The sequence below is a fragment of the Achromobacter colocynthidis genome, assembly GCF_057334535.1.
The window spans coordinates 1-2,321 of the sequence record NZ_JBHFIZ010000029.1 but is presented as its reverse complement, the minus strand read 5'-3'; the positions used below and the strand labels follow the sequence as shown (position 1 = coordinate 2,321).

The window sequence follows — 2,321 nt, the reverse complement described above, 5'->3', positions numbered from 1 at the left end:
CCTGGTTCGTAGCCAGGTACTCTATCCAGCTGAGCTACGGGCGCCCCGAAAGAGGCGTGTTTATAACATGAAAAAATAGGGTCGTGCAAATCGAGGGGGAAATTCGATGTGCACTACCGTCGCGCACTACGCCGTACACCACTGCATGTACACCACCCGCCCCCTGCATCACTCCCGCATCGCTTCCATGCATTCCACGCCGCACAAAACAAAAAGGCCTTCGATCAATGATCAAAGGCCTTTCTATTTTCTTTGACGGTGATTTCAGTGTGACCTGAAATCTGGTGCGCCCGGCAGGATTCGAACCTACGACCCCCTGGTTCGTAGCCAGGTACTCTATCCAGCTGAGCTACGGGCGCGCGTTCAAGCAAGCCTTGAATAATAACGTGAATTTTTGCGGCGTGCAAGTTTGGGTGCGGTCAGAAAAGCACTACTCTAATGGCCGCTCAACACAACGGCCTTGAACGTGAAACACCTGCTCGCTGATCTGGAACAGCTAAACGACTTCGACGAAATCATCGACGTGCGTTCACCGCTTGAGTACGCCATCGACCACATCCCCGGCGCCATCAACGCACCGGTGCTGAACGACGAAGAGCGCGTGCGGGTCGGCACGTTGTACACCCAGGTCTCGCCCTTCGAAGCCTCGCGCATTGGCGCCGCGATCGTTGCGCGCAACATCGCACGGCACCTGGAAACCACCTTCGTCGATCGGCCGCAGGGTTGGCGTCCGCTGGTGTACTGCTGGCGCGGCGGCAAGCGCTCGGGCTCGATGACGGTGATGTTCAACATGATCGGTTGGCGCGCCAGGCAATTGAACGGTGGCTACAAACGCTACCGTGGCGCCACGCTGCTTGCCCTGGACACCCTGCCCACCACGCTGCGCTGCGTGGTGCTTGTGGGCCCCACGGGCAGCGGCAAGACGCGCCTGCTGCACGCGCTTGAATCGGCTGGCGCACAGACGCTGGACCTTGAGCACCTGGCATCCCATCGCGGCTCGCTGCTGGGCGCCGTGCCGGGCGTTGCACAACCCTCACAAAAGCGTTTCGACACCTTGCTAGCCGCGCGCCTGCGTGCCTTGGACACCACGCGCCCCGTGTTCGTTGAAGCCGAAAGCCGCAAGATCGGCGCCGTAGCGTTGCCACCCGCGCTGCTGCAAGCCATGCATCAAGGCGCGTGCATTGAAGTGGTCTGCACCCCCGAAGACCGCGCGGCGTTTTTACAGCAGGACTACGCGCAATTATTCGACAACGCCGATTGGCTCAAGGAACAGTTGCAACGCCTGCTTGGCCTGCACAGCCGCGACGTCATCAAGGGCTGGCTACAGATGGTGGACGAAGGCCGCCGCCTGGAGCTGGCAAGCGACCTGATCAACCGCCATTACGACCCGGCGTATGCCCGCAGCGGCCACGCGCACTACACGCAACTGCCGCAAGCCATGCAGATGAGGTTCAGGCCGAACGATGCGGATGTGGTGGAACAGGCGCGCGCGTTGCTGGCGGAGATGCAGGCGGAAGCGATGCAGATAAAAGCGGTGTAGATGAAAGCGATGCAGATAAAGCCGACATGAAAAAACCCCGCAATCACTTACGCGATTGCGGGGTTTTTATCTTCAACGCTGTACTTAAGCCAGCGCCGAAGCTTATCTGGCGGAGACGGTGGGATTCGAACCCACGATGCAGTTTTTAGCCACATACTCCCTTAGCAGGGGAGCCCCTTCAGCCTCTCGGGCACGTCTCCGAAAAGAGAACGAGATTCTAGCACGAATTTTTTGGCCGTTGCCCGCAAACGGGGTCATCATGCAAAAAAACGTGCCGGACTCGCTGCCTTTATTCCTTGGCGCCCGGCGCCTGGTCCAGGCCGAACGCCTTGTGCAGCGCGCGCACGCCCAATTCCATGTACTTGTCGTCGATGATGACCGACGTCTTGATTTCGCTGGTGCTGATCATCTGGATGTTGATGCCTTCTTGCGAAAGCGTCTGGAACATCAAGCTGGCCACGCCCACGTGCGAACGCATGCCGATGCCCACGATCGAGACCTTGGCAACCTTCTCGTCGGTGGACAGCTCACGCGCGCCCACGGCGGGGATGACTTCGCGCTTGAGCAGGTCGACGGCACGCGCGAATTCGTTGCGGTTCACGGTGAACGAGAAGTCGGTGGTGCCGGCCACGGACTGGTTCTGCACGATCATGTCGACGTCGATATTCGCGGCGGCGACCGGACCCAGGATGGAGAAAGCGATACCCGGTTTGTCGGGCACCGCCAGCAAGGTGATTTTGGCTTCGTCGCGGCTGAAGGCGATGCCGGAGACTACGGCGGC

Annotated in this window: 2 protein-coding genes and 3 tRNA genes (1 of these 5 running past the window's edge); 1 reads left to right on the top strand and 4 read right to left on the bottom strand. The window is 59.9% G+C overall.

Annotated features, from left to right (window positions below):
* Together ACE04A_RS12515 and ACE04A_RS12510 are read right to left on the bottom strand one after the other, a co-directional pair.
* Window positions 1-44: transfer RNA gene (locus ACE04A_RS12515), tRNA-OTHER, on the bottom strand (it extends 63 nt beyond the left edge of the window).
* A 238-nt stretch (window positions 45-282) separates the two neighbouring features.
* A tRNA-Arg gene (locus ACE04A_RS12510) sits at window positions 283-359 on the bottom strand.
* Between the two features lie 107 nt (window positions 360-466).
* Between ACE04A_RS12510 and mnmH the strand changes: the two genes are divergently transcribed.
* Window positions 467-1,540, top strand: a complete 1,074-nt coding sequence (gene mnmH / locus ACE04A_RS12505; RefSeq protein WP_448718117.1) for a tRNA 2-selenouridine(34) synthase MnmH — start codon at window positions 467-469, stop codon at window positions 1,538-1,540.
* A 107-nt stretch (window positions 1,541-1,647) separates the two neighbouring features.
* Here mnmH and ACE04A_RS12500 read toward each other — a convergent pair.
* Together ACE04A_RS12500 and ACE04A_RS12495 are read right to left on the bottom strand one after the other, a co-directional pair.
* A tRNA-Ser gene (locus tag ACE04A_RS12500) sits at window positions 1,648-1,740 on the bottom strand.
* An 89-nt stretch (window positions 1,741-1,829) separates the two neighbouring features.
* Window positions 1,830-2,321 (bottom strand): ACT domain-containing protein (locus tag ACE04A_RS12495; protein ID WP_485807858.1); only part of this gene is annotated, 492 nt, incomplete at its 5' end.